Origin of the sequence: Oceanobacillus polygoni, assembly GCF_008304605.1 — a bacterium.
GTDB classification, from domain to species: Bacteria; Bacillota; Bacilli; order Bacillales; family Amphibacillaceae; genus Oceanobacillus; species Oceanobacillus polygoni.
The window spans coordinates 25,812-51,432 of sequence record NZ_PIJY01000013.1 but is presented as its reverse complement, the minus strand read 5'-3'; the positions used below and the strand labels follow the sequence as shown (position 1 = coordinate 51,432).

The window sequence follows — 25,621 nt, the reverse complement described above, 5'->3', positions numbered from 1 at the left end:
ATTGAACCGCCGTATACGGAACCGTACGTACGGTGGTGTGAGAGGGGCGGAAAGTTATTTAATTTTCCCCTCTACTCGATTTTGGCTATGTAATTTGGTTTTGGATCGTATTTACTCGAGTTTGGATCATATTTATCCTAAATTGGACCGTATTAACCTTAAATTCGATAGTGAGCAAACAACAAACATCATGAAAGGAACCCTCGCTTCTACACATCAAACACTATAAATATACAATTTTCCCTATTGATTTCTGAAAATAAATACTATATAATTTTTTGTTACAATCAATATTTGTAAGAAATGTTCGAATAATAAAAGAGGAGGAATGAAAAATGGCGGCAACATCTGAGGAAACATTACTTTCTTATTTAAAGTCATACCGAGCTTATGAGCCATCTGTAATTCCAGGTCAACAATCAATTACATTTCTAACCAATAAAACTGGATTACCACAGGTTTGGAAATGGGATGGCCAAACATCCGAGGTTCAACAATTTATCGAGCTGCCAGACAGAGCGCTCACTGTAAATCATTCTCCATCTGGGACTAAAATGATAATAGGATCAGATACTAATGGGGATGAGAAACAGCAATTTTACTTAATCAGCGAACAAGGAGCATCAGTAGAGGAGCTTGTTGTCTCAAAAGAGCATTTTCATCACTTTGGCGGCTGGTCGCCAGATGAAACAAAAATCACTTTCTCCAGTAACCGCAGACATCCAGGTTATTTTGATGTGTATATTTTGGATATTGCAACAAAGAAGGAGGAAGTAGTGTATCCGTATGATGGAAATTGTAATCCTGTTTGTTGGACGAAGGATGGGAAAGGATTAATTTTAAGCATAGCGGAAACAAACATAGATAACTCCCTATATATAATTGACATAGAAACAAAAGAAATGACGAAGATTGGTAAGAAAGATATAAATGCAAGATATCATTCGATTCAACTAACAAAGGATGGAGAAAGGGGCTATCTTGTAACAGATGAAGGCCGTGATACGTTAGCTATTCATTCCTTTACATTCGATAATCCTAGTGAATTAGAACAACTTGCACAATTTGAAAAATGGGATATTGAGGAAATAAAATTATCTCCCGATGAAAAATTACTTGCGTATACGATAAATGAAGGCGGAATTTCAAGACTTCAAATTTATCATTTAAAAGATAAAGCAATATTTGAAGTGACAGGATTGCCATCTGGTGTATACAGCTCTTTATCATGGATGGATGATGTAGAACTTGTCATCGAAATAAAAAGTGCAATTCTACCAGGTGATCTATGGTCAGCAGACTTGAAGGAGAAAAATACGAAGCGGCTTACATATGTAGGCGAAAATAAAGATATTAACCATTTATGGGTAGAGCCGGAATTATGCCATTATTCCTCCTTTGATGGACTTGAAGTACCTTATTTCCTTTATGGTAAGAAGGAACATGCACAGCCTGTCATGATTTATGTGCATGGAGGTCCGGAGAGTCAGATTAGAAACGAATATAATCCTGTCATACAATTTCTAGCAGCTCAAGGCTATGCAGTAGTTGCACCAAATGTACGCGGCAGTATGGGCTATGGAAGGAAGTACGTACAATTAGATGATGTGCGCAAACGAATGGATGCTGTCGCCGATTTAAAATGGCTGGTAGAAGACCTTACTAGAGAGCACGGGGCTGATCCTGAAAAAATTGCCATTATGGGACGCAGCTATGGAGGTTTTATGGTATTAGCGGCAATTACGCAATATCCTGAATTGTGGGCGGCGGCTGTAGATATTGTTGGTATCTCACATTTTAAAACTTTCCTTGAAAATACAGGTCCTTGGCGTAGACGATTAAGAGAGAAAGAATACGGTTCATTGAAAGAGGATGTAGACTTTTTCGAGGAGATTGCTCCATTAAATCATACAGATAAAATTACAACACCATTGCTTATCTTCCATGGAAGAAATGATACGAGAGTACCTGTTAGTGAGGCAGAGCAATTGACTCGGGATTTAGAGAAACAAGGAAAAGAAGTGGAGCTTATTGTTTTTGAAGACGAAGGCCATCAAACAGAAAATATAAAAAACCAAATTGAAATGAATACGAAAATCGTTGCGTTTATGAAAAAGCATTTGCAATAGACGTCAATTATACTGGGGGAACAGTTATGAAAAGAATATCGAGAAATTGGCTGTACACATTTATTGCTATAACACTTATAAGTATCGTTCTCGCAGGCTGTGCTAGTGAGCCAGATGAAGCGGGTGGTACAGAAAATGATGGGAAACAGCATGGTGGGGATTTAGTTATTGCCACGGTATCTGACGCAATCTCATTAGATCCAGCTGGAGCAAATGATGTTCCATCGTTCGACATCCAATTTAATATTTTTGAAAAATTAATTAAGCACGATGAGAATATGGGATTGGAGCCGAGCCTTGCAACAAGCTGGGAAGCGGTTGATGATACAACATGGGAATTTAAGCTTCAAGAGGGAGTAACCTTCCATGATGGAACCGGGTTTAATGCGGAGGTAGTAAAGGCGAATATTGAGCGTATTATTGATGAAGACGTGTCAGCTCCTACAGCTTATTTGCTCGATATGATTGATGAAGTAATTGTTATTGATGATTATACGGTACAAATAAAGACAGCATATCCGTTTTCAGGACTGCCAGCACATTTAGCGCATTCAGCTGGAGCAATGATTTCCTTGGAGCAAATTGAAGCAGATTATGCAGCGATGGAAGAAGGGGCAGAACCAGGAAGTGTCATTAATGAAAGACCAATTGGGACAGGCTATTTTAAATTTGATGAGTGGAGTCCTGGTCAATATATCCGCTTAGTTAAAAATGAAGATTATTGGGATGGAACAGCATTGCTAGATTCGGTCACATTTAAGGTTGTTCCTGAAGACCTTACTCGTATTGCTGAACTGAATACAGGAGATTCGCATGTTACGAACCAATTAAGCCCTTCAGATGTGGGACAAATTGAGTCAACGGAAGGATTAGCTATGCTACAGCAAGGAAGTGTTTCGTTAGACTACCTTGGTTTTAATACAGAAAAAGAACCATTTAATGATGAACGTGTTCGTCAGGCTCTTACAATGGCAATCGATAAAGAAGTAATTGTTAAAGGTATCACTGATGGATATGCTTTACCTGCAGTAGGGCCAATTGCGCCAAATGTATTTGGCTATGATGAAAATTTAGAAGGTATCGCATTTAATGTGGAAGAAGCAAAGGATTTATTGGCTGAAGCAGGTTACGAAGATGGATTCTCCACATCAATTTGGACAAATGAAACGCGAGAACGAATGGATATTGCAACAAATGTACAGTCCCAGCTATCTGAAATTGGAGTCGATGTAGATATTGAGGTATTCGAATGGGGGGCTTATTTAGAACAAATTGGTGAAGGTGAGCATGATATGTTCATTTTAGGATGGTCGAATGGAACTGCAGATGCGGATAACGGATTATATCCACTATTCCATTCCGATAACATGGGACCTCCTGGAAATAGAACATTCCTTGATAATGAGGAGTTAGATTCCATATTAGAAGAGGCACGTCAAACTACGGATGAATCCGAACGTATAGAATTATATAAACAAGCACAAGAGTTACTTGTTGAATTAGCCCCAATGAATTATTTGATGCATAAGGATTATTTATCAGGGCTACGTGAGGAAGTTAAAGGATTATCGATGTTACCTACAAAATTTTTGCTTCTTAAAGATGTATATATTGAAGGGTAGACTTTTAAAGGCTGGTGGAGGATTCCGCCAGCCTGTTTTTTTAGTGTTATATGTTGAAGCGTGTTTTGTCACCACAATAAATAGGTTATAATGAACCATACAACTAGCTAGAAGGAGTACGAATACATGCAAACATTACAAAAACTTTCCGATCGCCTCTTTTACCTACCTGCATATCAAAAGACAGATCGTCCAATTTTAGCAGCTATTGCGGGGGATAATCAGACATTGTTGATTGATGCTGGAAACTCATCTAGTCATGCACAACTGTTTAAGGAACAACTAGCTAGCTATCATATCACTGGAGATGTTTTGGCTCTTACACATTGGCACTGGGATCATGTATTTGGCTTGCGTGAAATGGACATGCCAACCATCGCTAATTCCATGACCTATGATCAAGTAAAAGAATTACAGAAGTTGTCATGGGAAGATAAGGAATTGGATGAGCGTGTAGAGGCAGGAATTGAAATTCCATTTTGTGCGGATGCGATCAAGCTAGAGCTCGGAAGCCAGCGAGAGATTATCATCCCAGATCCCGTTCTTATTTTTGAAAAGCGAATGCAAGTGAATCTTGGAGGTGTGACTTGTACCGTAGAGCACGCCGGTGGAGATCATTCCCCTGATTCTAATCTCATTTATATACAGGAGGAAAAAGCGCTATTTCTTGGGGACTGTCTCTATGCAAATATGTACGCAGAGAAATGGCATTATACCATTGAAAAGATGAGCAAGCTTTTAGAGAAGATAGAAAGCTATGATGCAGAAGTCTTTTTCTTATCCCATCATCCGGCACCTCTAACAAAGGATGAATTCGCAAGGTTTGCTACATTATTAAAAACAAGTGCCGAATTAACAAAGAAACATAAAGGGGATCAGGGGGCAATTGTAAAAGAGATGTCTTCACGATTCCGGCGTGAATTAACGGAAGATGATTTTGAGATTATCGGTTACTTTGTGAATGGGTATGCGTAACGTGTTGCCACTGTAATTCCCATTATCTATTTCTATTCAAAGACAAAAAGGAGAAGCATTTATTTACTTCTCCTTTTTATTGATTATTCAACTGTTAACCCTTGCATATCAATCTCCAATACGCCCACTCGGTAATTCGGAAGCAATGCTTGTAGTGGTTCAGCTACTGTTTGTCCTCCACCTTTCGGAGCAAAAGAAATCATTGTTGGTCCAGCACCACTTATGACAGTTCCGTACGCACCATGTGATTTTGCCTCTTTACGTATCAGATCATAGTTCGGAATAAGTTCTGAACGATACGATTCATGGAACATGTCTTGTTCCATCATTTTTCCAGCAAGCTTGTAATCACTTGATAATAAAGCGGCGACAACGAGGTTACTAATTCCACTAGCTGTTGCTGCGTGGTCTCTTGAATAAGAATCTGGAAGAACCTGTCTTGCTGCTTCTGTCTTCAGCTCAACATCGGGAATATAGATAACCAGATCAACATCTAATGCTGGTGCTTGAAGCCAATTAATTTCATTGTCTGTTAAGGTCGAAATAATAAGGCCACCAAAAAGTGCTGGTGCGATATTGTCTGGATGACCTTCGATTTCTGTTCCATACTGGAGTTTATCTTCAGCACTTAAATGAAGCTCACAAGCTTGGTTCGCAAGTTCAATCCCGGCGAGAATTGCCGATGCGCTACTTCCTAATCCACGTGCGAGGGGAATATCACTGGTTTCGGTTATTTTACAAGTAGGTAACGTTGAATGATGTCGTTCTGCTATTTTTTTTGCAATCTGGTAGATAAAATGTTCCTCAACGTTATCATTAGAAGTAAGAGAAGGGGAGTTAAACTCCCACTTCTCTGATTGTGTTACTTCCAATGTCAAGTATAGATTTACTGCAAGCCCCATGGAGTCGAATCCAGGGCCGATATTTGCTGAACTTGCTGGTACAGAAATACGAAACGGTCTCATCGATTGACCAGCTCTTCAATATAATTCATAACAGCAGCTTCATCGTTTTCTAAGGAAACTGGATTTATTTCCAATTGGTCAATGGCTGTTTGCGGATCTTTTAATCCATTTCCGGTTAAGACAGCGACAACTTTGCTTCCTTTTTTAATCGTTCCTTGCTTGCATTGCTGGATGACACCCGCGATGGATGCACAAGATCCTGGTTCTGCAAAAATACCTTCCTTGCTCGGTAATAATTTAAACGCTTGAAGGATCTCTTCATCGGTCACGGAATGAATCATTCCACCTGATTCCTCTTTTGCATTTACTGCAAGTTCCCAGCTAGCAGGATTACCAATCCGAATTGCCGTAGCGACTGTCTCTGGATTCGTAATGACTTTATTTTGAACGATAGCTGCAGCACCTTCTGCTTCAAATCCAAACATTTGTGGTAGACCGGTTTGCTTTTTCTCGTTATATTCTTTAAAGCCTTTCCAGTATGCACTGATGTTTCCTGCGTTACCGACTGGAATTGCAAGGATATCTGGAGCAGCTCCGAGCTGGTCACAGACCTCGAATGCTGCGGTTTTTTGACCTTCCAAACGAAAAGGGTTGACAGAATTCACCAATGTAACAGGTGCTTTTTCACTTACCTTTCGCACCATTTGCAATGCTTCATCAAAGTTTCCATCAATTTCTACAATTTCTGCACCGTACATAACAGCTTGAGCTAGTTTGCCAAGTGCAACCTTTCCCTTTGGAATAACGATGATTGCACGGATTCCGGCACGTGCGGCATAGGCTGCCGCTGCTGCAGAAGTGTTCCCAGTAGATGCACAAATAATCGACTTGCTTCCTTCTTCGATTGCTTTTGCTACTGCTACAACCATTCCTCTATCTTTAAATGACCCGGTCGGGTTAGCTCCTTCTACTTTTCCGTATAATTCAATTCCTAATTCCTCTGACAGTGTCGGGAAATGAATAAGTGGTGTATTCCCTTCATGCAGAGTGAGCGCAGGTGTCTGATCGGTAACTGGTAAATATGCTTTGTAATGACTTAGAAGTCCTTGCCAGCTCATGAAATAGCATCTCCTTCAACTTTGTAATAGCTTTTTACTTCCAAAACAGCGTCTAGACTTTCAAGTTTTTCTAATGCTTGTTGGAAGTTTTCAAGTGATGTTTGGTGTGTGATGAAAATAATCTCAGCTACTTCTCCTTTGTTAACAGGAGTTTGTAAAATACGCTTAAAGCTAATATCCTGGTCATGGAATAGAGCTGAAATGGTTGAGAAAACACCAGCTTCGTCTTTTGCGAAAAGTCGTACATAGTACTGTGCATAACGTTTATCAGATGTCTTCAATTCTTTTTTGAAATGTGGTTCAACAAACTGATTCCCAGTTACACCTAAACGCATATTTTTGATAACTGTGACAACATCGGAAACGATAGCGGTTGCTGTCGGTAAACTGCCTGCTCCAGGACCATAGAACATTGTCTCACCAACAGCATCCCCATATACATAAACAGCATTAAATTCATTTTTAACAGCTGCAAGTGGGTGACTTTTTGCAAGCAATGTAGGCTGTACATTGATCTCAAGCTCATGATTATCAAAATTTGCATAGCCGATTAACTTCATGGTATAACCAAGTTGGTCCCCATACTGTAAATCTTCTAATTCAATCCCTTTGATCCCAGATACTTCAACATCCTCGAGATCTACTGGCGTTGAAAATGCAAGTCTTCCAAGAATCGCCATCTTTCTAGCAGCATCAAGCCCCTCGACATCAGAGGTAGGGTCTGCTTCAGCAAAGCCAAGCTCTTGCGCTTCTTTTAATGCATTCTCATAGCTAACACCTTCACTATCCATTTGCGTTAATATGTAATTGGTTGTACCATTTACAATTCCCATTACTTTTTGAATGCGATCAGATGAAAGCCCGTCAACGATTCCACGTAAAATTGGGATTCCACCAGCTACACTAGCTTCATAATAGAAGTCACATTTATTGTGTGTAGCAGCATCTTGCAGTTCTGGACCATGCAATGCTACAAGGTCTTTATTTGCTGAAACGACATGTTTCTTAGAAGTGAATGCTTTTAGAATATAATCCTTTGCTTCATTAACTCCTCCCATTACTTCTACAATAACATCGATATCTGGATCATTTAAGACATCATCCGGATTCGTTGTAAGAAGGTCTTCCTCTATGTCAACATCACGGGATTTATCCAAATCTCGAACTAATACACGTTTAACTTGTACATTACAGCCTAATTGATGTGCAAGTTTTTGTTGGTGGTTTTCAATTAGTTTGATGACACCAGAACCAACAACCCCTAAACCTAAAAGGCCAACAGTTACTTTCTCACTCATATAATCACCTCGTAGTTAATCCTTCTATAGAAGAAAAAAATTGTATATTTAATTCATTTAAACACGAATACTAAAGTATAGCAATAGCGAATTTTTGAACAATTCAGGTGAAGCGTTTTCAAAGGGTGTTTAATGAACAAACCATACGAAAGCAGTTAGAATTCATGTAACTACTATAACATTCTTGTACATATGAACAAAAATGAAGACGGAGCAATAAACTAATATAAATCACCCGATGATGAGGAGGGGGTAACATGAGTGAATCGATTGTAGGGGCTATATTTATCATCTGTTTAGTAATTGGAATTACTGTTGGGTATTTCATTGGGTATGTAGAAATCGGCAGCTCCATTGGACTTGGGCTTGGTTTAATCAGTTTACTTTTTTGGCGGAAAAAAAATCGATATAGATGAAACTATTCATGCTTCTAATCGTATTGAAAAATATACGAGATAGAAGGAGGCATAAAGCATGCAACCATTGAAATATACGTGTAAGGATGTTCTTTTCTTTTCCAAAAATCATAAAATGATTGTTTATGACAAAGATGGACAGGAAATCGGTGCAGTCATTCGAACGCATGATAATGAAGTAAGAAATGAATCGGTTCGAAAAGGGTCTTTCTATGCATTTGAGGATGAGAACGAAACTCTGCAGACTTCTATCAGTGTGAAGAAGCAAGGTTGGAAAAGTCTTGAAGGATATAGCTATCATTTATACGATTATCAGGAGGATAAAGTATATGATATTCAGGATGTGAAATGGGCATCCTTCGTTTATTTTCATATAAAAGGATCCATTCAATCGATGAAGTTTGAAGCTTATCAAGATTGGGATGGATCCCTCATATTGAAATCAGATAAGAAGAAATATGCTGCTATCAGTTTTAATGAGATTACGTTTATCGTAACATTTAAGATTATGGATCACCCAAATGACTTTTTAGTTTCCCCGGAGTTCTTGACGCAGATCTATTGTATGTATCGTTTGTATGATATGGAGAGTAAGGTGATTGAAGAGTTGTTGTTTTGATAATAAGGGTTCCAATGAGTATCGTTCTATTCATCTATTAATCGGTAAGTAAAAGAAATGCCGAGTCAATTTGTTGTAAAATAGTTGAGGAAATAAGATACCTGTCCCCCCTTACTTTATCAATCTAAAGTAATGGGGGACCTTTTATTTTATACAGCGTTTAGCAAATTTCTTTAGAAGCAAAATGATAGAACTGTAAAGCTTCCTCACTCGAGGCAAATCCCGCCTGAGCAGATTGAGCACTTCCACCCCCCTTGCCATTAAATGCCTTAAGATGTTCTTTGAAAAACACGCCACATGAGAATGTATCAGAACCGTTATGGGCTAGGATGACTTTGTTTTCTGTGGTCGTAGCAAATAAAACGGTCAACTGGTGCTCTGTTGCTATTTTGGCTGCTAGTTTCTGGATTTCTTTGAAAGGCTTACTCGAGAAAATATGGGTTAGAACAGTTCCTTCTACATTAGAAAGAAGCTCTTTAGTCAGATAAATATCATGCTGTTCTTTTAACACTGTAAGCTGTGATTGCATCTGTCTATGCTCTTGCTCCCATTTCTCAAAACGGTCAAGGATATCTTTTTTACCTGTATTGAATTTTTTTGATAGCGTGTCCGTAATTAGAAGTGTTTCTTTAAATTCCTCTAATGCACGGTAGCCGCATTTGAAATGAATTCTTGTGCCTCCTTTTAGTTTTTCAGTATGAAATAATTTAACCATCCCAATTTCGCCAGTTCGAGATACATGTGTGCCGCCACATGCATTGTATTCAATTCCCTCAATCTCAACGATGCGGATATTCTCCGTTACTTTTGGCAACTTCACTAACGGAATTTCCTTTATCTGTTCATTGGTAACGAAATAGGACTGTATTGGACGGTTGTGAGAGATCTGCTTATTGACTTCCGATTCAACTGCTTGTAGCTGCTCTTTGGTTATCGTTGACTGATCGACATCAATCGTTACATCATCTGTTCCTAGATGAAAGCTTATTGTATTTGCTTGAAGAAGCTCCCTAAAAATTGCTGATAATAAATGCTGTCCGCTATGCTGCTGCATATGATCGAATCGTCTTTGCCAGTCTAGTGTACAAGTTACTTCCTGGATCTTATCTGGTAGCTGTTCAACTTTATGTAAGATATCGTTTTCTTCTGTAAAAACATCCAAAACAGGTACTCCATTGATGCTCCCTAAATCGCTTGGCTGGCCGCCTCCTTGAGGGTAAAATGCCGTTTCCTCTAAAATGATATATAAATCTCCATTGCGCTCGATCGTTTGATTTATGTTTGTATTCCATATCGCTGTATAGGGTGATTTGTAATAAAGTTTTGATGGCATAAGTCGTTCCTTTCATTTATCATCGTGTATACGGATGGTGCGTAATTGTTTTCATTATACCATTAATCCTCACATATCCTGTAACTCTCTCCCCTTATAAATCGACTAAAGGAAGAAGGGGGATGATCAAAATGTTTCGTATGTTCCTGATTTTGGTATTATCCTTATTCATAGTAATCGGATGCTCGACTAAGTATACGGAGAAAGAGACAGGAAATATAGAAGAAGCAAATCAATTTAAAACACCACCACAGCTAACCTTAACAGTTGAAGAGGATTCGTTCACTGTTGCCCAAGGAGGTTATAGTTGGTCATATGAAAATATAGACGGCACGACTGTTTTTGTGGAAGCAGACTCCATGCCTCCAGGCGAAATCGTAAGTGACAAAAATCCGATAGAAGTGGATGAAGATACGGAAATAACACTGGACTTTGAAATGGAACCTACAGATTATAAAGTAAAAATTTGGGATGCTAATCATAATGTGCTGGCAGTTTATGATAAAATAAATCTATCTGAATACAAAGGGAATGTTATCTACGAAGTTTTTGCAAACTGGGAGCAAGGGTCGTCTAGCTATGCTTTTCTACTTTATATAAAGTAGTTAACCAGCAAAGCTTCGTAGTGCAGATACCTAATAAAGTGGTGAGAGAATATGCAAACGCTAGAATATGAAGCTTCGTGGGATAAGGCTTTACCGAGTATAGATCGTGAGAAAATTGAGGCTATTTTTCAGGAAACGAGTTTATCTGGTAATCAGGCAGTAGCATTTACGCCATTATGGCAGGCGATGAATTATAAAGGCGAATTATTGGTGACCGTTCTTGTCCATAATTTCACAGTTAACCAGTTTTCTTTTTCCAAGGAAACGATTCTCTATATCGAACATAATGACGTTCTTGCTGCACATGAATTTACCATCCCAGCGCTAACACTAGAGGCAGAAACAAGTATGCCGTGGGCGTTTATCTTTCCAGTTGAAAGCATGAAGGCTCCGCCGACGCTAGAGGATGGGAGATTAGAATTTATCAATGCTTTTTGATGAAAATGCTGAGAAGTCGATCTTGCACTTCTATTTGAAAAGCCCAGAAACAGCTTATTGCATGTTTCTGGGCTTACTTTTATTATTGAGAAGCAGCAGTGTCACGTCTTGTTGCGAGCAATGCAGTAACAAGTCCAAGTGCGATGATAACGCCTCCGACAATCGCATTATACTCAATGCTTACTCGGTCTACGACAATACTGCCGATAAATGATCCAACGGCAATACCAAGATGCAGCGATGAATTATTTAAGCTGATTAGAATATCCGAATTTTTTGGTGATAGCTCAATTAAATAGCTCTGCATTGGCGGTGTGATTGCCCAGCTCATGCTTCCCCATATAATCATGATAAAAAAGAAAAATGGTACGAAGAACGTCGTGAATGGTACTGCGATGATCGCAATGACAAAGATGATAATGACGGAAAGAATCGTTCGCTTCGTGCCGAAGAGATCTGCAGAAGATCCACCAATTGCTCCACCACTAACTGCTGCAACACCGAACACTAAGTAAACAATACTAATCCACAGACCTTCTAGCCCCATTGTTACTTGTGCAAATGGAGTGAGATAAGCATATAGGGTTGTATGTCCTGCTAATACAAGAAATGTAGTGGTATGTGCAAGTAGTACCTTACTGTTTTTCAATGTATTTAGCTGTTGCCCGATGGAAACCGCTCCCTGGCCAGGCTTTATCTGTTTCATGAAGAAATAGACACCCGCCATTGAACATAATGTTAGGATTGCAATCATAATAAATGGGGCGCGCCATCCAAATGCATTCCCGAGCATTAATCCAAACGGGATACCAAGAACAAGTGACCCACTAACGCCCATATTCACAATCCCAATTGCACGCCCGCGATATTGTGGCTCGACAATCGTTGAAGCCATTGTCACACATAATACAATTAGTAAAGATGCACTAGCGGCTGAAATTATCCTGCTTATAAATAGAACACTATAAACAGGGCTGAAGACAGCAAGGACATTACTTAAAAAGAAAATAAACAGTGTAATCAAAGTCAATTTCTTTCTTTCAATCCTTGCTGTTAGAAATAATAATATCGGTGAAGAAATTGCAAAAACAAGTGAAAATATCGTGATTAATAGTCCAGCCTGTCCAACGCTAACATCTAAGCTAGCTGCAACCAAATCCAATATACCACCTATAATTAATTCGACCATTCCTACGACAAAGGAAACGATCGTTAATAAATATACTCGTTTATCCATATGTTTACGCCTCTCTTATAAAGTGAAACTTCATTCTCTGGGAACTCCCTTTCTACCTAAGGAATGATAGTTGAACAGAATCAGGAATTTACAGGATGTTTATACCACAAGAGTATGACACAGGGCCTACCCAAATTTCATGTTTTCGATTTTCTCACATTTAAAGGTGGGGTATTATAGCCAGTTAATGCGTGAAAAAATACAATAGTACTATAGTAGCTTCTATTCGACATCACTGCAAGAGGAAATAATAGTATCCCTTTTTTGGGGCATGTTTCCTTTATCTCCTGCGTAGGAATGTTCAACCCGTCGAACCATCCTAAAGTTTGGGGCGCAGTCCGTACGTTGCTAACCGGGCGCTTCCGCTTTTGTGCCTCAGAAAACACTCTTCATATTAACGAAGAGTGACAGTCCCCATTGGGTTTGTTATACTTATGGTACCTCGTATTGGTTAAAGGAGGAGAAGTTGTTGAGTGGTCAAACAAGGTTGGACAAAGAAGCAATGCGCGTATTAAAGCTTACTAGCAGAACGTTTTATATACCGATTAAATTATTGAATCCAACATTACGGAAAACAGTTGGGTCTGCCTATCTTTGTATGCGTGCAATCGATGAGATAGAGGATCATGAGCAATTGGATGCTGAAATAAAACAACGATTGCTATTAGAAACAAGCAATTTGTTACAAAAAGAGTTCGATTCACAGGCTTATGAAGCATTGGTAGAGCCTTATAAAGCAGAATTGCCTGAAGTGACCCTAAGACTTGGCGACTGGATTGAGTTTTGTCCGGCTGAGATTGTTGATAAAGTAAAAGAATCAACGAGTGAAATGGCTGAAGGAATGGCAAAATGGGTTGTAAAAGAATGGGAAGTAAAAACGAAAGAAGATTTAGATGACTATACATATTATGTAGCTGGTTTAGTTGGTGTCATGCTCTCTGACATTTGGAGATGGTATGATGGCACAGAAACGGATCGAGAATTAGCAATTGGCTATGGCCGAGGTCTTCAAGCGGTCAATATTTTGCGTAATAAAGATGAAGATGCCGAACGTGGTGTGCGATTTTTCCCAGATGGGTGGAGTCGGGAAGATATGTTTCGTTATGCAGAGGGTAACCTCGCAAAAGCGGATTCTTATATGAGGCAAATTGAAACGAAAAATATTACGCTGTTTTGTAAGATTCCTTTATCCTTGGCGAAGCGAACGCTCAAAGCATTGAAGAGCGGTAAGGAAAAAATGACTCGTGCGGAAGTTGAATCTACTGTAGAAGAGATTATAAATGAATAGTGATTTATTAAAAGAATGACAACAAGCAGCAATATACTTGTTGTCATTCTTTTTTTATTGGGAAGTATAATTGTTTGTTAGTTACATAAGTGTGCAACCAGGTCGTTGACAAATACCAAGTCTACTGCCGTCCATGAAAGCTTCAAAGTTACAGCCAGTTGAAGCATTGCGTTATGAATAGTGGGGAATTTAGTTTGGTGGTGCCTGTCACTCCGTGAATGAGATGAATGTTTTATAAACCGAAGTTTTTTCTGTTTTCTTTCAGATAATTCTTCGGTTTTTTCATGAATAATAAATATTATTTACCGTTATCGCACTTAGCTCATCGTGTATATGGTTATTGAAAATGAATAAAAAAAGTGTTGGAAGGTAAAATAAATTTACTAGTTGTCGTGAATAAACACTAGTTAATATTATTTGCATAATTCATGAATCATACCTATAATGTTAAACTGTGTTAAAAATTTGAGCAAGTTGGTGGAATACTCGTCATTGGTTGTTCTTGTAGATAGACATTAGGGATTGAAATCAAATTCCATCCAACGGTCTTTAATGACAAAACGGACTACTATATTATAGACACTTGTTCCTAACAATATTAGGAGGAAAACGTGGATTCAAAAAAGAAGAAATTAGATTGGCCAGTATTTATTGGAAGTGGCGGATTTCTGATTCTATTTATCTTATTATCGCTATATGATAATGAGATGGTTGATAGTGCGGTGAATACATTATTTGCATATTCATCAGACCTTTTCGGTGCATATTGGCAGTTATTATTGCTTGGAAACTTTTTCATTGGACTAGGGTTAGCGATCTCAAGGTATGGGAAAGTTAAATTAGGTAAACAGGATAAACCAAAATATAGCTATTTTGGCTGGGTTTCTATGATTTTACTTTCTTTGTTGGCAAGTGGTGGCGTATTTTGGGCTGCTGCTGAACCGATGTATCATTATATGAATACTCCCCCATTAGCCGGCGGTGGGGAGTTTAATAATATGAATGCTGCATTTGCTCAATCCTTTATGCATTGGGGATTTACTGCGTGGGCAATTCTAGGTACGCTTTCGGTTATCGTGATGATGTATGTACATTATAATAGAGGGTTACCACTGAAGCCTAGAGGATTGCTATATCCGATTTTTGGTGAAAAAATATATCATAAAAGCGTGCTTGGTTCATCGGCTGATATCTTTTCCATTATTGCAACAGTTGCTGGTACACTGGGACCGATTGGATTCTTAGGATTACAAATATCTTACGGGTTTAATCATTTATTCGATGTTCCAAACACGTTAACTGTAAGCATTATTGTTGTGTTGGTTCTTGTACTGATTGCTGCGATTTCAGCTGCTACAGGGGTGGATCGAGGGATTTATTATTTAACCAATTGGAATGTCAAATTTACGATTTTCTTAGCAGTTGTAATACTCGTTGTTGGCCCTACAACGTTTATTATTGATGCATTTGTAGGGGGCACTGGATTTCATCTGCAAAACTTCTTCATGATGAGCATGTATCGTGGGGAAGAGGGCTGGCTTTCAGTATGGACGATATTCTTCTGGGGATGGTTTATCGGTTACGCTCCTATGCTGATTGTATTTTTTAGCAGGATATCTCGTGGAAGAACTATTAGAGAATTAATTATAGCTGTATCAATTGTTGCTCCATTAGTTAATAACTTCTGGTTTTCGGTTGTAGGTGGGACAGGAGTATTCTTTGAGAACAAAAATACTGGCTCCGTCTCGACTGCTTTAAACGAGGGTGGAATGCCCGCCGCAGTAATGGCCATTACCGATCAACTCCCATTGGGAACCTTAATGGGTTTATGCTTTTTGGTTGTAGCGATTATCTTTGTTGCAACAACAGCCGATACGATGGCTTATACTGTAGCTGCTACGCTAGAGGGAAATGATAATCCAAAACGCTGGTTACGTGTTTTCTGGGCAATGATCTTCGGTGCAACTACTGTAGCAATTCTATCGATTGGTGAGGATAGTATTGCATCGATTCAGAATTCAATTGTTATAACAGCAGTTCCGGTTTCCTTTTTATTATTGCCACCATTGTGGAATGCCCCAAGGATAGCAAAGAAAATGGCATTAGAGCAAGGACTCATCTGGCAACGTGAAATGAGAAAAAAAGTAGATAAAACAGATAAATAACGAATAGGCCATTTAGCTTTCCTGTATGGGGAGTTGGATGGCCTATATTTTTAGTTCTGTTTTCCATAAACGTTTAAGGAAACCTTAATGTTTTGGGGGGGCTATCACTTCCAGAATCATGTCGGAAATTAGGGGCTAATAGGTACTCAATACTAATATTTAACCGGAAAATCGTTTTGAATTCTTACTATACTGCTCTCCCACGACCCATACTCTAAAATATTCCTCTATATTTAAATTTAAAAGAAATATTACACTATTTAAATAAAATAGACATATTAAAATTGACTAAATAGTGTTAAAATATTATAATGAAAACGCTTTAATATATTATGAAAGGGGATTTACATGCGAAATAAGTGGATTGTTTTACTTTGTGTTGGTCTATTATCAATTGTCCTTGTTGCTTGTGGGGACGAGGGAACGACTGAAAACCAAGGAGATGAAGACGCCGCTGGACTAGAGACAAATATCCTTACGATCGCTACAGGTGGTGCATCGGGACCATATAACATTATTGCTACAACGCTTGCAGACATCTATACAACAACGTTTGATGTCAACTCACGAACACAAACAACAGGGGCTTCTGCTGAAAACTTAAACTTAATGGCGGACGGTAAAGTAGAAATGGCCTTTGTGATGAGTGACGCAGTGAGCCAGGCTTTAAATGGAGAAGCGAGTTTCCCAGAACCATTAGAAGGGATTTCGCAAATTGCAAACCTGTATCCGAATGTGGTTCAAATCGTTGCTCGTACAGATGCTGGAATTGAAACAATTGAAGATTTAGTAGGCAAACGAATTGCTGTTGGTGACCAAGGGTCTGGAGTGGAATTAAATGCCCGAGCATTATTGAATGGACACGGCATTACATATGACGACTTGCAAGTAGACTACCTTGGCTATGCTGAAGCATCTGATGGTTTAACTGCAGGAAGGATTGATGCAGCCTTTTTAACAAGTGGTCTTCCAAATGCTTCCGTATTAGAGTTATCTGAAACACTAGATATTACATTAGTACAAGTAAATGAAGAAAATATCACAGAAATTGCAGAAGAACATCCATATTTTGTAGCACTTGAAATCCCTGCTGATATGTATGATAATGCTGAACCTATTCCGACTGCAGCCGTGCCAAATGCTCTAGTTGTACGTAGTGATTTAAGTGAAGAAGATGTTTATCAATTAACAAAAACATTCTTTGAAAGTCTAGATACATTAGTTAACTCTCATCAAGCAGCAGCTGATATTTCATTAGAAAATGCTCAAGAGGGACTTATTGCGCCATTACATCCAGGAGCGGAAAAATACTTTAATGAGCAATAAGAAAAAACGAATCTGGATTGGGAGCGCGTTTCTAATCGTGCTCTCTTTTCTTCTGTTCTATCGTATTCCTGTCATCGAAGTAGCAGGTGATAATACCTCTTTTTTTATAAATGATGATGAGTTTGTTTTAGGTTGGATTCATTCGATTGAAAAAGAAGAATGGTTTGAAAGGTATCAAAGGCAAGATCGGAAAATCCTTTTAACAGAAACGCATTTTAAAACATATGGTGCTGGAACACCTTATCAGGCAAAGGAAACTTCAACTGAGAATGGTTTTATTAATATGGAAGTCCATATTGATTATGAGGAATTAAATTTAACAATTTCTAAATATGTACAAACCACGCTGTTTTTCAGTGGTCGCGAAGTACCTTTATACCGATATTTTGATCAATACGAAAATGTCATTATGAAAACACGGAATTTACCTATTTGGGAATACATAAGGGGTGATTTTTTATGAAAGATGATAAGTTGAATCCAACAGCCGATCCTGAGATTTCACAAGAGCAAGTACAAAAGGTACTCGAAAAGTTCGATTTGGAATCGAATGTACGAAAATGGAACAACAAGGGTATTGTGTGGTTTTTTAGCATTCTAGCGATTGGTTATGCCTTATTTCATTTATATATTACGTTTAACCCGCTACCTACCCTTCTGCAACGTAATTTTCATTTAATGTTTGGGTTGGCAATGGTGTTTCTACTCTATCCAACGTTTAAAAAGCAAGACCGTACGAAGATACCTTTTTATGATTGGATTCTTTTTGGACTAAGTATCGCCTCTTGTACTTATTTGTTTGTTGTCTATCAGGATATTGTAACAACACGAGGCGGGATGGCGAGTACGACGGATATTATGATGGCAATCTTGACCGTAACCTTAGTATTTGAAGCTGCACGCCGAGTTACAGGTTGGGTTTTACCTATATTAGCATTGCTATTCCTCATGTATCCTTTCTTTAGTCATCAGGATTGGCTTCCGAGGATGTTATTAACAAGACCCTTTGATTTAGCCGACATTTTCGGTCAACTTTATACGAAAACAGAAGGCCTTTTTTCTACGGCTATTGGTGCCTCCGTACAATTTATTTTCCTGTTTATTTTATTTGGGGCATTCCTAGCAAAATCAGGAATGGGACAATTTTTCAATGATCTGGCCCTTGCGTTAGCCGGTCATAAACAAGGTGGACCAGCGAAGGTAGCTGTTATTTCAAGTGCCTTTATGGGTTCGGTCAACGGTTCTGCTGTTGGGAATGTTGTTAGTACAGGTGCATTTACAATACCTTTAATGAAAAAAATTGGTTATGATAAAAACTTTTCAGGAGCTGTTGAAGCCAGTTCCTCGATAGGTGGACAAATTTTACCTCCTATTATGGGAGCAAGTGCATTTATTATGGCAGAAACAACCGGTATATCGTATGGAACGATAGCTCTTTCTGCAATCATTCCAGCACTGTTATTTTTCTTAAGTAGTATCATGCAGGTTCATTACCGTGCCGGACGTGCAAACTTAAGAGGCTTACCAAAAGCTGATCTTCCTCAAGTAAAGAAAGTATTGAAGGAAGGCTGGCATTTAACGATACCACTAATTACGTTGATTATTATGCTCTTTTCTGGTGTACCTGTTTCTTATGCTGCTTTTTATACAATAGTTGTCACCGTCATTGTATCTTGGTTTAGAAAACATACCAGAATGAATGTTAAAGATATTCTGGTGGCATTAGAAACTGGAACGAGACAAGCGCTATCGACGATTATCGCCTGTGGTGTTGTTGGTATTGTTATTGGTGTCGTTAACTTAACCGGTTTTGGAGCAACATTGACCTCTGCAATTACTAGTCTTGGTGCTGGTTCATTGATGCTAACGTTAATCTTAACCATGCTTGCCTCGATTGTTTTAGGAATGGGCTTGCCATCCATTCCAGCCTATATTATTACGGCTACAATGGCTGCTCCTGCTCTTGCAGCGTTTGATGTTCCAATTTTAATTGCTCATTTGTTTGTATTCTATTTTGGTATTTTTGCCAACATCACGCCACCTGTTGCATTGGCCTCCTTTGCTGCCTCTGGACTGGCAGGAGGCGACCCGATGAAAACTGGTTTTATATCGCTGAGGTTATCCATAGCAGGGTTCATCGTTCCGTTCATATTTGTTTATGCACCCGCAATGCTCTTGATTGATCCAACTGGATTGCCGGCCAATGCAACAGAATTTCCGTTTGCAGCGATACCAGATATCATTGTCGTTCTTATCAGCTCTTCCGTAGCAGTAATTGCAATTAGTGCTGCAGTTGAGGGGTATATTAAAACACACTTAAGCGTCATAACTCGGCTGATACTTGGGATCGGTTCATTACTTTTGATCGTCCCGGAATTGATTACCGATATAATTGGATACACAATTATTATTGCGATTTATCTATTAAACTATATCCAAAGTAAAAAAGAGCCTCCAGCTGCTCTTTCGCAAGGGAACAAAACTCATTCAGGATAAAGAAATCACGCCAAAAGCTTCTAAGCCCAAGTTTAGTAAACAGAACTTGGGCTTTTGTTTGAGGTCCCGTCACTTCATTAATTCAGATACAACCAGTTGAAGCATTGCGTGGTGAATAGGATGGATGGGAATTACAATATATTCTAGACGAATGAATACACGTCAATCGAGCTGACGTGTATTTTTAATTTAGTCTTGATTTTCCATATACGTTAGGGAAACCTTTAGATTCGCATTCTTCTCTCGAATCCGGTCAAGTAAGTCTTTGTCATTCGCTTCATTTCTACTGCGGATAGCGTAGGTGTACATAATCATCGTGCCCAGATTCGTTGTCTCAACCTGACGTAAGGAATGGCTAATCGTAAACTGCTGAAAAACATCATCAAGCAGATTTTCATGATTCAGGTTTTCCGGGACGGTCACTTTTAAAATTTGTGTATCTTTTCCTTTTCCATATTCAAATTTATAAAGCAAGTAAAATAAGATACTAGCAAAAAACGTTAAAATAATCGCCAAATCAAATTGATAGAGACCACTCGTCATGCCGACCGATAGCCCAAAGAAGATATAGGCAATATCCTTCGCATCTGTAACCGCGCTTCTAAAACGAATTAAAGAAAATACAGCGAATAATCCAAATGCAACCCCAGCATTTCCGCTCACAACATTCATAACAACGGATACAACAACACTCATAATAATAATTGTATGGACAAAATTCTGGGAGTATCGATCCCCCGTAAATGTGATTTGATATACTTTTGTAATAACAATACTCAAGATAGTTGCGATTGCCATCGCTAATAGACTCATGAAAATAGTCGATTCATTGCCGTTAATTTGAAATAATGTCTCCATTTTAAATTCCTCCTACTGTTACATTTTCTTTAACTGCTCCATTTGGAAGTGTTGGATTTTTTAACAATTCCAGACTGGTACAAAATTTTGATGCACTTCTTTGTTCGCAATTTAGATATTGTAAGATGCGAGTGAGCCATAGTGGAACACTGTCATTCACTTTTACTTCGAGTACAACGAGATCGGAGTCAATGAAATTCTCGCCATATGCACCGTTTTCCAAAGAAAGATCATCATTTCTGCATCGCAGGTTAAAATCAAAGGTGATCCGCAAATCGGGGTCCGTTATACAATGCAGTGCATGGCGATCATAACTAACGACCATTTCGGGTTCTAAGTTATATAAGTTGCGGAAATAATCAATTTCACGAAGTACTTGTATATTCGAGCCCTCATAATTATCTAGACTATGCTCCTGTCGATTGATATAACGGTAAGCTTCGGATAATGGGAGCAGCATCCGTCTTTTATTGACGACTTTTTTATGCTTTTGTTTTACTTCAAAAAACGCAGTCCCGTGAATGTCGGTATCATCGTAGATCCGTAAACGAAGCTTTTGCCGATACTTCAGTTTGTTCTTTGTTTCGAAGTAAATTTTGTGATCATCACTCTCGAAGTATAGGCTAGTAACCGTGTACTTCCCATTCTCACCAAACTTGTCAGGTCGCATGTAAGGTGAGATTTGCTGAATTAATTCTTCATATTGCGCAGTTGTAATTAAATACTTTTGCTCTTTCCTTCTAAAAATTTCAATTGCCATATGTTACATCCTCCTTACTAAAAGTACGTGAACAACCTCTAAAAACCATTCTATAACTCTCGTATAAGATACCAATGTGAAAGAGATTAGAATTGGATGAGAATGTGATGTGAAAAGGGAAATGGAGGTTTGGCAACAAGGTGAAGTTTGTAAGGAACTTATTTTAATTCAATAAAAAAGCCGTTCCTCATGGGAACGGCTTTTCAAATTAAAGCGATACATTTTCTTCAATTGCGTTTTTATCATTAAATTTCTTTAGATTCAAGTTCTTTAAGATTCGTGATGTTAATGTTCCAGAAACCATACTTCCATTAACATTTAATGCTGTACGCCCCATATCGATAAATGCTTCGATTGAAATTAACAGCCCGGCTAATGCTACTGGCATACCCATTGATGAAAGAACGATGATTGCGGCGAAAGTTGCTCCACCACCAACACCAGCGACACCAAATGAGCTAATCCCGATAATGAGAACCAATTGGATAATAAATCCTGGTGAAAGAGGATTAATATCGAGACTTGGTGCAATCATGACAGCTAGCATAGCAGGGTAGATTCCTGCACAGCCATTTTGTCCCATTGTAGCTCCAAATGAAGCAGACATATTGGCAACACCTTGTTCAACACCAAGTGAATTTTTCTGTGCTTGAATATTCAATGGAATTGTTCCTGCACTAGAACGTGATGTAAATGCGAATCCTAACACTGGAATTGCTTTTCTTAAATACGTTAACGGATTTAAACCAAATGCTCCGACTAAAACTAAATGAAGAATGAACATGATAAGCAATGCAACATAGGAAGCAATAACAAACTTCCCAAGCTCTAGGATACCTGCAAAGTTCGTACTTGCTACAGTATTAGCCATTAACGCTAAAATTCCGAATGGAGTTAAGCGTAACACTAATGTTACGATACGCATGACAACGGCATAGACTGCATTCACCATTTTCGTGAACATTTCTGCTTGCTCTGGATTTTTCCTGCGAATACCGAGTACTGCGATTCCAACAATAATAGAGAAAATAACAATAGCAATAACTGATGTTGGTCTTTCTCCAGTCATATCTAAGAAAATATTAGCTGGAATGAAATTAAGAATTCGTTGTGGTGTCGATTGTTCTTCCACTTCCCCCAACCGTGTTTCTAACGATGTGGCACGCTCTGACTCTGCTTGCCCCATTTCGATTTGTTCGGCATTCAGGTCAAATACGACTGCTGTTCCAATTCCGATTAAAGCAGCAACCATCGTGGTCGAGATTAGGATTCCGATAATCCATGCAGACATCTTACCAAGTTCTGCGGTCTTTTCTAAATTAATAATGGATTGGATGATGGAAACCATAACAATAGGTACGACAATCATCATGAGGAAACTAATATAGCCTCGCCCAACAATGCTGTACCACTCCGTTGTTTCCGTTAAAACTTCAGAGCCAGTACCATAAATTAATTGTAATAATGCACCAAGAACGATCCCTGTTCCTAAACCAGTGAATACACGCTTTGTAAAAGAAAAATGCTTTTTCTGCATCCATATTAGTAAACCGATAAGTGCTAATAATACTACGATATTTAATAAAATATAAATAGAGTCCATTTTGCTAAAACCTCCTCATTGATGTTATTCCTGTTGTTGGATGATTATATGCATGCAAGCTTATATTATTCTAGCATATAATTCCGATAACATTAGTATGACTTAAATTAAGATACACTGGTTTGAAAGAAGTGTCAAGAGAATAGTTTATAGCGAGGTTTATAAAACTAAACGAATGGAGGTTATTAGAATAGAAGTAAAGCATTTGATGACTATGTAATGGACAAGCTACTAAACCTGCCCACTGTGCTGTTTGTTAGCTACATCCAATTTTTATGAAATAGAGCTTTAATGGCTAAATAAAGCACTGCAAAGGCAAATACGATAACAGCAATTGCTCCTACAGCAATTAAGAAATTGACGATCGCCGTCGACGTAATAAATGAAGCTGCTAACGACGTTACAACGATTAATGCAAAGCCACTCAAGATTGCTGTAAGAAAGAGTAAAGCGAGTTGATTCATCATGATACCCCCCTTTCTTTAGAGTATGAATCAAGGTGGGATATCGTTTGTGCAGTCTTTTAGGATGCATTTATTTATAAAATGACATGGATTTAAGAAAAAATTAAGAATGCTGTGATATGCTTCCTGTGGATTTAAAAGGAGTTGATACATAATGACCATTAAAAAACGATTAATTTTATCAAATATCATGATGATTGCACTGCCAATTTGTGCGTTCTTTTTAATTGAAATCGTTTTGGCTACTATTCTTCTCTATCGAAATGTGGGTGAGAATTGGACGGAGCTGTTTATCACACTTAGGTTTGTTGGTATGGTTATCGTTTTAATTGTTACGAATGGATTATTAACTTACGTTGTAGCGAAGAGTATTATTAAACCAATTAATAAGCTATCTGAAGCTGCAAAGGAAATTAGTAATGGAAATCTTGACAACATGATTGAGGTAAAGGGCAAAGATGAAGTTAGTCGCTTAGCGGAAACGTTTGAAAGAATGAGAGAACAGCTAAAGAAATCTCAAGAGATTCAAGCGCAATATGATGAAGATCGCAGAGAATTGATTGCAAGCATTTCTCATGATTTGAAAACACCAATGACGTCGATTAAAGGCTATATTACTGGGATTCGTGATGGAGTTGCGAATACGCCGGAAAAAGTGGATCGCTATATGGAGATCATTCAAGAGAAAACAAATGATATGAATTATTTAATTGATGCACTCTTTTTGTATTCCAAACTCGATTTGCAGCAGGTTCCATTTCATTATGAAGCGTTAGATTTACAAGCATTTTTAGCTGACTTCGTCGACGAGTTTCGCTATGAATTTGTACAGGGTGACGAGCAATTAACCTATATGGTGGAACAGGATCAGGATTATATGATAAGAGCGGATCGAGAACAATTGAAGCGTGTCATCATGAATATCGTTCAAAACAGTGTGAAATATATGGATAAGTCACAAAAACAATTAAGTATCCAGCTGAAATCTGAGGATGAACAAGTCATTGTAGAAATAAAAGATAATGGAAGTGGAATCTCAGAAGAGGCCATCGACCATATATTTGACCGTTTCTACCGAGCGGATGCCTCGAGAAATACAGCAACCGGAGGCAGTGGTCTTGGGCTCGCCATTGTAAAACGAATTGTGAAGGAGCATGGAGGAAAGATTTGGGCAAAAAGTAAATTAGGTGAGGGGACTACCGTATGTGTTGCTTTACCAAAAGAAAGGGGAAATGGTCTTGCCGACTATATTAATCATTGAAGATGAGAAAGCAATTGCAGAATTAGAACGTGATTATTTAGAAGTGAGCGGATTTTCAAGTGATATTGCATTAACAGGAGAAGAAGGTTTGGAAAAAGCGTTAAGTGAAACCTATGATTTAATTTTACTGGATCTCATGCTTCCAGGAATTGATGGATTTGAGCTATGTCAGCGAATTAGGGAAAGGAAAGATATCCCGATTCTAATGGTTACGGCAAGAAAGGAAGATATTGATAAAATAAAAGGGTTTGATCGTGGAGCAGATGATTATATTGTGAAGCCGTTTAACCCGAATGAGCTTGTTGCAAGAGTGAAGGCACACATAGCGAGGTATAATCGGCTTGTTAATCGTAATCAAGCAGATCAAGACATCCATGTAAGAGGTTTACAAATCGATCAGCGGTCACGGAGGGTTTTTATAAATGAAGAGGAAAAGTCATTTACAGCAAAGGAGTTTGATCTTCTAACCTTTCTAGCGCAAAATCCAAATCATGTGTTTACGAAGGAACATCTTTTTGAACGAATTTGGGGCTATGACTCGATGGGAGATATCTCAACGGTCACGGTTCACATTCGAAAGATTAGAGAAAAGGTTGAGGAAAATCCTTCTAAACCAAAATTTATCGAAACCATTTGGGGTGTCGGCTATCGTTTCCTATAAAACATCGTTGGAGTTCTAACCGTGCTCCGGCGATTTTTTTGATT

The 25,621-nt window shown here is 38.5% G+C and carries 24 protein-coding genes; 15 read left to right on the top strand and 9 right to left on the bottom strand.

The window, feature by feature from the left end; genetic code table 11:
- From F1560_RS22285 to F1560_RS04905, 4 genes are all read left to right on the top strand, one after another.
- Positions 1-229, top strand: a 229-nt coding sequence (locus tag F1560_RS22285; protein WP_223116397.1) for a hypothetical protein, incomplete at its 5' end; no start/stop codon positions are given.
- Positions 230-335: 106 nt separating this feature from the next.
- The gene (locus F1560_RS04915) at positions 336-2,129 is read left to right on the top strand and encodes a S9 family peptidase (RefSeq protein WP_149473528.1); all 1,794 of its coding nucleotides are present in this window, start codon (positions 336-338) and stop codon (positions 2,127-2,129) included.
- 26 nt (positions 2,130-2,155) lie between these two features.
- Positions 2,156-3,751 (top strand): glutathione ABC transporter substrate-binding protein, encoded by a 1,596-nt coding sequence (locus F1560_RS04910; RefSeq protein WP_149473527.1) that lies wholly within the window; start codon positions 2,156-2,158, stop codon positions 3,749-3,751.
- Positions 3,752-3,877: 126 nt separating this feature from the next.
- Complete coding sequence (locus tag F1560_RS04905) at positions 3,878-4,726, top strand: MBL fold metallo-hydrolase (RefSeq protein WP_149473526.1); 849 nt, start codon at positions 3,878-3,880, stop codon at positions 4,724-4,726.
- An 83-nt stretch (positions 4,727-4,809) separates the two neighbouring features.
- Here F1560_RS04905 and thrB read toward each other — a convergent pair whose 3' ends face one another.
- The 3 genes from thrB to F1560_RS04890 are packed head-to-tail and all read right to left on the bottom strand — an operon-like array spanning position 4,810 to position 8,047.
- Positions 4,810-5,691, bottom strand: a complete 882-nt coding sequence (gene thrB, locus F1560_RS04900; protein WP_149473525.1) for a homoserine kinase — start codon at positions 5,689-5,691, stop codon at positions 4,810-4,812.
- Positions 5,688-6,749: a threonine synthase gene (thrC, locus tag F1560_RS04895; RefSeq protein WP_149473524.1), complete on the bottom strand. Its 1,062-nt coding sequence runs from the start codon at positions 6,747-6,749 to the stop codon at positions 5,688-5,690. Before thrC ends, thrB begins: the two co-directional genes overlap by 4 nt.
- The gene (locus F1560_RS04890; protein ID WP_149473523.1) at positions 6,746-8,047 is read right to left on the bottom strand and encodes a homoserine dehydrogenase; all 1,302 of its coding nucleotides are present in this window, start codon (positions 8,045-8,047) and stop codon (positions 6,746-6,748) included. Before F1560_RS04890 ends, thrC begins: the two co-directional genes overlap by 4 nt.
- Positions 8,048-8,304: 257 nt before the next feature.
- On the opposite strand from F1560_RS04890, the gene F1560_RS22045 reads away from it, so the two are divergent.
- Both F1560_RS22045 and F1560_RS04885 read left to right on the top strand, forming a co-directional pair.
- Positions 8,305-8,463: a hypothetical protein gene (locus F1560_RS22045; RefSeq protein ID WP_187773631.1), complete on the top strand. Its 159-nt coding sequence runs from the start codon at positions 8,305-8,307 to the stop codon at positions 8,461-8,463.
- 58 nt (positions 8,464-8,521) lie between these two features.
- A complete protein-coding gene (locus F1560_RS04885; RefSeq protein ID WP_149473522.1) occupies positions 8,522-9,082 on the top strand; it encodes a hypothetical protein in 561 nt (186 codons plus the stop codon).
- Between the two features lie 160 nt (positions 9,083-9,242).
- On the opposite strand, the gene F1560_RS04880 is transcribed toward F1560_RS04885, so the two are convergent.
- The gene (locus F1560_RS04880; RefSeq protein ID WP_149473521.1) at positions 9,243-10,415 is read right to left on the bottom strand and encodes an alanyl-tRNA editing protein; all 1,173 of its coding nucleotides are present in this window, start codon (positions 10,413-10,415) and stop codon (positions 9,243-9,245) included.
- A gap of 131 nt (positions 10,416-10,546) precedes the next feature.
- On the opposite strand from F1560_RS04880, the gene F1560_RS04875 reads away from it, so the two are divergent.
- On the top strand, positions 10,547-11,020 hold the full coding sequence (locus F1560_RS04875) for a hypothetical protein (RefSeq protein WP_149473520.1): 474 nt from the start codon (positions 10,547-10,549) through the stop codon (positions 11,018-11,020).
- A gap of 51 nt (positions 11,021-11,071) precedes the next feature.
- Positions 11,072-11,458 carry an SLAP domain-containing protein gene (locus F1560_RS04870; protein WP_149473519.1) on the top strand — a complete coding sequence of 129 codons (387 nt, stop codon included), beginning with the start codon at positions 11,072-11,074 and terminating at the stop codon, positions 11,456-11,458.
- A gap of 82 nt (positions 11,459-11,540) precedes the next feature.
- On the opposite strand, the gene F1560_RS04865 is transcribed toward F1560_RS04870, so the two are convergent.
- Entirely contained in the window at positions 11,541-12,695 is a 1,155-nt protein-coding gene (locus F1560_RS04865; protein ID WP_149473518.1) for an MFS transporter, read from the bottom strand.
- 469 nt (positions 12,696-13,164) lie between these two features.
- Here F1560_RS04865 and F1560_RS04860 point away from each other — a divergent pair, with 469 nt between their 5' ends.
- The 5 genes from F1560_RS04860 (at position 13,165) to F1560_RS04840 (ending at position 19,970) form a co-directional block, all read left to right on the top strand.
- Complete coding sequence (locus F1560_RS04860; protein WP_149473517.1) at positions 13,165-13,983, top strand: squalene/phytoene synthase family protein; 819 nt, start codon at positions 13,165-13,167, stop codon at positions 13,981-13,983.
- Positions 13,984-14,594: 611 nt separating this feature from the next.
- Positions 14,595-16,148 (top strand): BCCT family transporter, encoded by a 1,554-nt coding sequence (locus F1560_RS04855; RefSeq protein WP_149473516.1) that lies wholly within the window; start codon positions 14,595-14,597, stop codon positions 16,146-16,148.
- Positions 16,149-16,496: 348 nt separating this feature from the next.
- Positions 16,497-17,474, top strand: a complete 978-nt coding sequence (locus F1560_RS04850) for a TAXI family TRAP transporter solute-binding subunit (RefSeq protein WP_149473515.1) — start codon at positions 16,497-16,499, stop codon at positions 17,472-17,474.
- On the top strand, positions 17,464-17,937 hold the full coding sequence (locus F1560_RS04845) for a DUF1850 domain-containing protein (RefSeq protein WP_187773630.1): 474 nt from the start codon (positions 17,464-17,466) through the stop codon (positions 17,935-17,937). Before F1560_RS04850 ends, F1560_RS04845 begins: the two co-directional genes overlap by 11 nt.
- Positions 17,934-19,970 (top strand): TRAP transporter permease, encoded by a 2,037-nt coding sequence (locus tag F1560_RS04840; RefSeq protein ID WP_149473513.1) that lies wholly within the window; start codon positions 17,934-17,936, stop codon positions 19,968-19,970. The genes F1560_RS04845 and F1560_RS04840 overlap by 4 nt, the downstream gene beginning before the upstream one ends.
- Positions 19,971-20,159: 189 nt before the next feature.
- Here F1560_RS04840 and F1560_RS04835 read toward each other — a convergent pair whose 3' ends face one another.
- The 4 genes from F1560_RS04835 to F1560_RS04820 all read right to left on the bottom strand — a co-directional run bounded on the left by F1560_RS04835 (position 20,160) and on the right by F1560_RS04820 (position 23,655).
- On the bottom strand, positions 20,160-20,828 hold the full coding sequence (locus tag F1560_RS04835; protein ID WP_149473512.1) for a DUF4956 domain-containing protein: 669 nt from the start codon (positions 20,826-20,828) through the stop codon (positions 20,160-20,162).
- A 1-nt stretch (position 20,829) separates the two neighbouring features.
- On the bottom strand, positions 20,830-21,588 hold the full coding sequence (locus F1560_RS04830) for a polyphosphate polymerase domain-containing protein (RefSeq protein ID WP_149473511.1): 759 nt from the start codon (positions 21,586-21,588) through the stop codon (positions 20,830-20,832).
- Positions 21,589-21,796: 208 nt separating this feature from the next.
- Positions 21,797-23,191, bottom strand: a complete 1,395-nt coding sequence (locus F1560_RS04825) for an L-cystine transporter (protein WP_149473510.1) — start codon at positions 23,189-23,191, stop codon at positions 21,797-21,799.
- 260 nt (positions 23,192-23,451) lie between these two features.
- Complete coding sequence (locus F1560_RS04820; protein WP_149473509.1) at positions 23,452-23,655, bottom strand: hypothetical protein; 204 nt, start codon at positions 23,653-23,655, stop codon at positions 23,452-23,454.
- A gap of 154 nt (positions 23,656-23,809) precedes the next feature.
- Between F1560_RS04820 and F1560_RS04815 the strand changes: the two genes are divergently transcribed.
- Positions 23,810-24,916, top strand: a complete 1,107-nt coding sequence (locus tag F1560_RS04815) for a sensor histidine kinase (protein WP_149473508.1) — start codon at positions 23,810-23,812, stop codon at positions 24,914-24,916.
- Positions 24,894-25,577 (top strand): response regulator transcription factor, encoded by a 684-nt coding sequence (locus F1560_RS04810; RefSeq protein WP_149473507.1) that lies wholly within the window; start codon positions 24,894-24,896, stop codon positions 25,575-25,577. The genes F1560_RS04815 and F1560_RS04810 overlap by 23 nt, the downstream gene beginning before the upstream one ends.
- Positions 25,578-25,621 lie beyond the last annotated feature (44 nt).